This window comes from Populibacterium corticicola (genome assembly GCF_042683685.1).
GTDB lineage: Bacteria > Actinomycetota > Actinomycetes > Actinomycetales > Cellulomonadaceae > Timonella > Timonella corticicola.
In genome coordinates this window covers 49232-56266 of record NZ_JBHUOP010000009.1, presented here as the reverse complement: position 1 = coordinate 56266, position 7035 = coordinate 49232, and the positions used below count along the sequence as shown (strand labels likewise).

5 protein-coding genes are annotated in these 7035 nt (G+C 60.6%); 1 reads left to right on the top strand and 4 read right to left on the bottom strand.

Annotated features, from left to right (window positions below):
* Positions 1–463: 463 nt before the first annotated feature.
* Complete coding sequence (locus ACFSYH_RS14695) at positions 464–697, bottom strand: hypothetical protein (RefSeq protein WP_377468177.1); 234 nt, start codon at positions 695–697, stop codon at positions 464–466.
* Positions 694–2019 (bottom strand): inorganic phosphate transporter, encoded by a 1326-nt coding sequence (locus ACFSYH_RS14690; RefSeq protein WP_377468184.1) that lies wholly within the window; start codon positions 2017–2019, stop codon positions 694–696. The genes ACFSYH_RS14695 and ACFSYH_RS14690 overlap by 4 nt, the downstream gene beginning before the upstream one ends.
* 308 nt (positions 2020–2327) lie before the next feature.
* On the opposite strand from ACFSYH_RS14690, the gene ACFSYH_RS14685 reads away from it, so the two are divergent.
* The gene (locus tag ACFSYH_RS14685; protein WP_377468174.1) at positions 2328–5003 is read left to right on the top strand and encodes a DEAD/DEAH box helicase; all 2676 of its coding nucleotides are present in this window, start codon (positions 2328–2330) and stop codon (positions 5001–5003) included.
* 229 nt (positions 5004–5232) lie between these two features.
* Here ACFSYH_RS14685 and ACFSYH_RS14680 read toward each other — a convergent pair whose 3' ends face one another.
* Positions 5233–5514 (bottom strand): hypothetical protein, encoded by a 282-nt coding sequence (locus tag ACFSYH_RS14680; RefSeq protein ID WP_377468172.1) that lies wholly within the window; start codon positions 5512–5514, stop codon positions 5233–5235.
* Positions 5515–5520: 6 nt separating this feature from the next.
* A complete protein-coding gene (locus ACFSYH_RS14675; RefSeq protein WP_377468170.1) occupies positions 5521–6810 on the bottom strand; it encodes an aminotransferase class I/II-fold pyridoxal phosphate-dependent enzyme in 1290 nt (429 codons plus the stop codon).
* Positions 6811–7035 lie beyond the last annotated feature (225 nt).

Below are 7035 nucleotides of genomic sequence, written 5' to 3'. Positions count from 1 at the left end.
TCCCCACCGGCATACCCCGTGGTGTCGTGCTGACAGATAAAAACATTAGTGGCCCACGACTATGAAAATCAAACCCACACAACGTGACACCGCACACGTTATCCACAGCCGGTCGGTCACATGTGCGCAAATCCCTGTGAATACGCCCTTCTGCTCTCCAGAAAAATGCCGGTAACGATGCACTCTGGTTTGATTTTCTTAAACGCACGCGTGTATTCACGCACTCTATTTCAACGAGAGCGCACGAATAGGCACTCTCGTGAGCACCTGTGCGCTGGAGCGATGCCGGAACGGATTCAACTCGTCGCCAATCAAAAATCACAGCACAGCTAGGACAGCCGTAACAACGTCGTGACCGCAAGACAGCAGTGGCGGTGTCAAACCCAAAGACAGACAAATAAAACTGCCCGGACCACACCAGCCCACAGGGGCGGCACGGACCGGGCAGCAATGGTTCAGCAGATCAGCTATGACCGCCAGCGGCGAGGAAGAACACGCCAGCGATGATCGCGACAATGCAAATGGCAAAGCAGAGGTACGCGACAGCCTTACGTCCAGCGGACGGGGGAACCGACTGACCCGAGTCGGTGGTCTGCGGCGTAAGCATCTTCGTGCCGATCGCATAGAGGGTGGGCAATCCGGCGCCGAGAACGATACCTGCTATTGCCACGTAAATGAGGGCTTCCCAGTTGATCATCGAGACTCACCTGCCTGTGCGGTAACGGATTGTGACGACGAAGTGGCGTCCTCGGCGGCCTCGAGCGCGTCTATGGCGGCTCCAACGCCCACCAAAACGTCGATCTCTGCGGGGTCCTTCGAAGTCGTGACCGCACCAGACTCAATGCTGGCCAGCATGTCAGCGTCGGCAGCGTCCAGAGAGTCAATGCCCTTGTTTGCCGGGTCGCCCGGTACGAGTCCGCCGTCCCAATCCTCATTGACGTTCTCGGAGTTGACCGGCTTGCGGCGCGCGGTGAGGTACATCCACAGCGAAACGGCAATCAGGAGCACGAAGACAGCGATGGAACCGAGTCCACCGCCGATGCCGTCTTGGATCCACATGCACAGTGCGCCAACAAGTCCGGCAGCGGGCAGTGTGACAACCCACGCGACGAACATCTTGCGGGCAACACCCCAGCGAACCTCGGCGCCCGGCATACCCACGCCGGAGCCCATGACCGAACCGGTCGCAACGTGCGTGGTGGACAGGGAGAAGCCGAAGTACGAGGACATGAAAATGACGGCTGCGGAGGACGTTTCAGCGGCCATTCCCTGACGGGAGTCAATCTCCACGAGGCCCTTGCCAAGCGTGCGGATCACTCGCCAGCCGCCAAGGTAAGTTCCAAGTGCCATGAAGAGTGCACACGAGAGAATCACCCAGAACGGAACGCTTGAGTCAGGGGCTGCCTGTCCACCTGCGATGAGCGCGAGAAGGATGATACCCATCGACTTTTGAGCGTCGTTGGTTCCATGCGCGAGGGACACGAGGGACGCGGAGCCGATTTGGCCCCAGCGGAATGCTCGGTCGTTTTGATCCTTTGACAGGTTGCGGGTGACTCGGGCCACGAGCCAGGTTCCAATTGCGGCGACACCAATCGCGAGGATCGGGGCAACGATCGCTGGAACCGCAACCTTGGCAACAACGCCGCTCCACACCACACCGTTAGTGCCCACGTACGCGAGTACGGCACCGACGACACCACCGACGAGGGCGTGTGACGAACTGGAGGGTATTCCGAAGAGCCAGGTGATGAGGTTCCAGACGATTCCACCGACAAGTCCGGCGAGGACGACCTCAAGGGTCACTGCGGTGGCATCGACGATTCCCGTGGCGATAGTCGCTGCAACAGCGAGCGACAGGAAAGCACCGACGAGGTTCAAAACCGCGGATAGGGTTACAGCGGTTTTAGGTTTGAGGGCGCGCGTCGCGATAGACGTGGCCATTGCGTTGCCCGTGTCGTGGAAGCCGTTCGTAAAGTCGAAGGCGAGTGCAGTCATCACGACAAGGACGAGTAGGGTCATCTCGTTCACGTTTCCATGGTGAACGTTAATTTCGCTCTAGGTAACCAAGTTTAGAAACCTTTCTGTGGTTGTTAACCTTTTGTTCATCTTGCCCCGGCGTGTTCATCGGAAACGCCGCTTGGCGTGTCTCACAAAGTTAATGAAGGGTGACGTGGACCACTGATTTCGCGGCCTGCGGCGCTGGTTTTCCGGTTGTTTTGGGCGCATTTGCAGGCAAGCACCTATTGCCGACGAGTCGGTCACCTTCCAGCGCAGGTCACGTCCCTGCGCGTCACTGACCAGACCCCGTAACTGGCACAATTGTCTGAGTGAGACAGTCCGATGAACTCCTGAACATTTTGACGGCCGGTGGCCGCCGTGCGGACCGGTTGCGCCATGTGCACCACATTCCGGCACGTGAGGGAGTGTCGGGCGAGTGGCCTGACTGGGTTCTCCCCGAGTTACTGGCTGGACTTGAGGCGCGTGGCGCGGGCAAGCCGTGGCTGCATCAGGTTCAGGCTGCGAGTTTGGCGTGGTCCGGCACGCACGTCGCGCTCGCTACGTCGACGGGTTCGGGTAAGTCGCTCGCTTACTGGGTGCCTGCGTTGAGTGCGGTGCGCGGCACGGGCGCGGACATGTCGCGGATCGAGTCGGTTCGCGACCGTGGCACGGTGCTGTACCTCTCCCCCACCAAGGCTCTCGCGCAGGACCAGTTGCATTCCGTGACGCAATTGCTACGCGAGTCGGGGATGACCGATGTCGCGGTGGACACGTGCGACGGCGATACCCCGTTTGAGGCTCGGAAGTGGATTCAGGGGCACAGCGATGTGATTCTGACGAACCCAGATTACGTGCACTATTCGATGCTCCCCGGGCACGCTCGCTGGGCGCGGCTCTTCAAGCGGTTGCGTTACGTCATCATCGATGAGGGGCATGCCTACCGCGGGGTCTTTGGGGCTCACGTGGCGTTGATTATGCGCCGGTTGCGTCGTATCGCGCAGTATTACCAGGGAGCGGGTCAGGGGCCGACGTTTATTGTCGCCTCGGCGACGACCGCGGAGCCCGCACGTTCTGTGGCTCGACTGATTGGCGTCGAGGAGTCGCGGGTCGCGGAGGTCACGCAGGACACGTCCCCTGCGGGCCGTAAGATCTTTGCGCTGTGGCAGCCACCGGTTTTGGTTCCGTTTGATAATTCTGTTGCTCCGACTTCGTCCGATGGGTTCACGCGAGCTTCGCAGCCCGATCCCTTCTGGGATCTCGGGCTCACCGACGCGCCGCCGTCCACGTCACCGCCCAGCGACGACCCGTGGGCTATGCCCACGGCTTCCCCTGCCACGCAGTCAGCGGATGGTTTCGACGCGCTGACCGGCTCGTCGCCAATTGCCGACGATTCCCCAGCCACTTCTGCGGCTTTCGTTGATGAGGAACTCACCTCGGGTTCGACCTCGGACGGGCGAATCTTTGACGCGCCGCACGCCGATGAGGTGCGCCGGGCGGCCTCCGCGGAGGCCGCTGACCTGCTGGCCGATCTCGCAGCGCACAGTGCACGCTCGCTGGCGTTCACGCGATCACGGCGCGCAGCGGAATCCGTTGCCACCCACGCGCAGGAAGAATTAGCCCAGGTCAACCCGAGTTTGCCGGGGAAGGTCGCCGCGTATCGGGGCGGATATCTCCCCGAGGAACGCCGAGCGCTGGAAACCGCGATTCGCACGGGCGATCTGTTGGCGCTGTCCACCACGAACGCGCTCGAGCTTGGCGTGGATATTTCTGGGCTCGACGCGGTGCTCATCGTTGGCTGGCCGGGGACTCGAGTTTCCGTGTGGCAGCAGGCCGGGCGCGCTGGACGGGCCGGAGCCGAAGGGCTCGTCGTGTTTATTGCGCGTGAAGACCCACTCGACACCTATCTTGTGCACCACCCCGAGGCAGTGTTTGATGCGCCGATTGAGGCAACCGTTTTCGATCCGCACAACCCGTATGTCCTGGCCGGTCAACTGTGTACCGCAGCCGCGGAACTTCCCCTACGCCTGAGCGAACTCGACATGTTTGGCGGCTCCGTCGCGCTAGGTCTGCTCAACCAACTGACCGAACGCGGCACGCTACGCCGCCGCGAACTGGGCTGGTATTGGACCCACGAGCAGAATGCCGCAGACTTCACGAGCATCCGCGGAGACGGGGGTCGACCGGTTCAGGTTGTTGAACGCGAATCGGGCAGGCTGCTGGGAACCGTCGATTCCTCTTCCGCCGACGGTCAAGTACACAACGGAGCCGTCTACGTGCATCAGGGGTCAACGTACATCGTTGCCGAATACGATCTGCGCGATTCGGTGGCATTCGTTGACCGTGAAGCCGTCGCCTACACAACATGGTCACGGGACGTCACCTCGATCGAGATCACCTCAACCCTGGAAACTACTCGCTGGGACGTAGAGTTGCCCGGCACAGATTCCGGTTCGACGCCACACGTCGAATGGGGTTTCGGGAACGTGGATGTGCACGGTCAGGTTGTCTCGTACAACCGACGCCGGATTCCGAGCGGCGAGATCCTCTCGAACGACCCCCTCGATTTGCCCGTGCGTACGCTTAACACCGCTGCCGTGTGGTGGAGCGTTTCAGCCGAACTGCTTGAGGTTGCCGGATTGGATATGGAGGAAGCACCGGGTGCCCTGCATGCTGCGGAGCACGCATCGATTGGTTTACTCCCGCTGCTTGCAACCTGTGATCGGTGGGATCTGGGAGGCGTATCCACGTCGCTCCACGTGGATACCGAGCGAGCCACGGTGTTCGTGTACGACGCGTTGGCTGGCGGCGCGGGCTTCGCGGAACGCGGTTTTGGAATGGCCCGCGAATGGCTGACCGCGACACTTGAGGCTGTGAAGAGTTGCTCCTGCTCCGCCGGATGCCCCGCATGCGTGCAGTCGCCCAAGTGCGGCAATGGAAACAATCCGCTGTCGAAGGATGGCGCGATCCGGCTACTCGAGACGGTTTTGTTCGGTCAGCCTCAGTAACTTCAGCGCGGGGCTGCGGGCCAATGTTGCGGCTGTGTCGGCGGTGTTGCGGATAGTTTGCGTTACATTGCCGACAAGGCCGCAACACCTGTTTGCTTAGCTTGCAGGGAACTCAGCCACACACTTACGGGACCCGACCTCGAAACGAGCCGTATCGTCGGAAATTTTGATCCATTTCCTCGGTCAGTTCCGAGCCATTTCACCGCGGGATTGGCGACGAGGAGGGGCGTCAGCCCTGCGGCTCGCCGTATTCGCGGCCCTGTTTTGCCATCAACATGACCGCACGCTCAGTGACACCCAGCCACTTCGAGATGCGGTATTGGCTGACCTTCAACTCGTCCCGCAGGCGCGCGACCTCGATGTTTCGGGCACGACGGGCTTCATCTGTGGCCCGCTCCTGCTCAACAAGCTGATCCTGAAGATCCCGCAACGACTGCGGGATCTCCTTCGGGACCTTGTTCTTGGCGCTCTCGGCAGGTGTTGCCTCGTGAGACTCGGGTTCGGCGTTCACTGCGGCTTACTTACCTGCGAGAGCATGCTCGTAAGCCGCATACAGAACACAGGTTGCCACGCCATCCATTGCGTCCTTGACCTCGGCGAGGGTCGGGAACGATGGGGCGAGACGAATGTTGGTGTTGTCGGGGTCGTTACCCAGCGGGAACGCCGAACCTGCTGCGGTCAGCGAGATTCCCGCTTCCTTCGCCAACTGGACAACGCGCTGCGCGGTTCCTGGAACCACGTCAAGCGAAACGAAGTATCCACCCTCTGGCTTGGTCCAGTTTGCTACGTCAAGACCCCCGAGGCGGTTCTCCAAAATCTCAAGGAGAGCATCGAACTTGGGCTTCAGGATGTCCCGGTGCTTTGCCATGTGCCTGCGCACGCCCTCGGCATCGCCGAAGAACTTGACGTGTCGCAACTGGTTGACCTTGTCTGGGCCAATCGAGCGCTTGCTCATGTGCTTTTGGAACCACTGCTGATTCACATCCGAAGCGGCAAGGAACGCGACGCCCGCACCAGCGAACGTGATCTTCGAGGTCGAGGCGACCGCTAGCGGGCGGTTGGGGTTCCCGGCTTCCCGTGCGAAGGCCACGATATCGTGCGCCTTGGGTGCTTCCTCGACCAGGGTGTGCACCGCATAGGCGTTGTCCCAAATGATGCGGAAGTCCGAGGCCGCCGTGGTCATCGACACGAGTTCGCGGGTGACCTCTTCGCTGTAGATGGTTCCCGTTGGGTTTGAGTAGGTGGGCACACACCAGATGCCCTTGATCGCGGGGTCTTCTGCAACGAGTTTCCTGACCACGTCCAGGTCGGGTCCATCCTCGAGCAGGGGCACGGGAATCATGGTGATTCCAAAGGACTCGCAGATCGCGAAGTGACGGTCATAGCCAGGGACTGGGGTGAGCACCTTGATCTCGGCTTCCTTGGACCACGGGCGCGCAGAGTCTGGGGTTCCGTAGAGCAGCGAGTAGACCACGAGATCGTGCATGACCTCAAGGCTTGAGTTACCCAATGCGATCAGGTTGTCGACCTCCACGTTCAACAGTTCGGCGAAGATCTCTCGCAGTTCGAGCAATCCGGTCAGGCCGCCGTAGTTACGGACATCTGTGCCGTTGGCTGAACGAAAATCTCCAGCGGGTAAGTTCAAGAGATCGTTTGAGAGGTCCAGTTGTTCAGCAGCAGGCTTGCCCCGCGTCAGGTCGAAGGACAGTCCCTTCCCCTTCAGTTCCTCGTAGGCAGATGCTGCCGCCTCAAAGGCCTGCTTCAGTTCGCTTAAGGAAAGTGAGTCAACTGCACGCTGGGAAGACATAGTAAACCTCTCGTGGGCGGTGCCTGGATGGTGTCACGACGGCCGCACATGGTCGGCGGCGCGGGTCTGCTCCCCATCTTATTCACTTAGGCTCACAACCACCTTTCAGGACCCACCACTGAGACGACCAAAGTCGCCACGCATCGCCTTTGGCCGTCATCCGCTAAGACTTTGGTCCTTGATGAGAACGCCGTCGAACGAATTGCATGCCGTTACGAGACACGC

Excerpts from the sequence above, each read along its gene's own strand:
- ACFSYH_RS14690 (WP_377468184.1), bottom strand. The coding sequence starts at position 2,019 with ATGACCCTACTCGTCCTTGTCGTGATGACTGCACTCGCCTTCGACTTT.
- ACFSYH_RS14675 (WP_377468170.1), bottom strand. The coding sequence starts at position 6,810 with ATGTCTTCCCAGCGTGCAGTTGACTCACTTTCCTTAAGCGAACTGAAG.
- ACFSYH_RS14695 (WP_377468177.1), bottom strand. The coding sequence starts at position 697 with ATGATCAACTGGGAAGCCCTCATTTACGTGGCAATAGCAGGTATCGTT.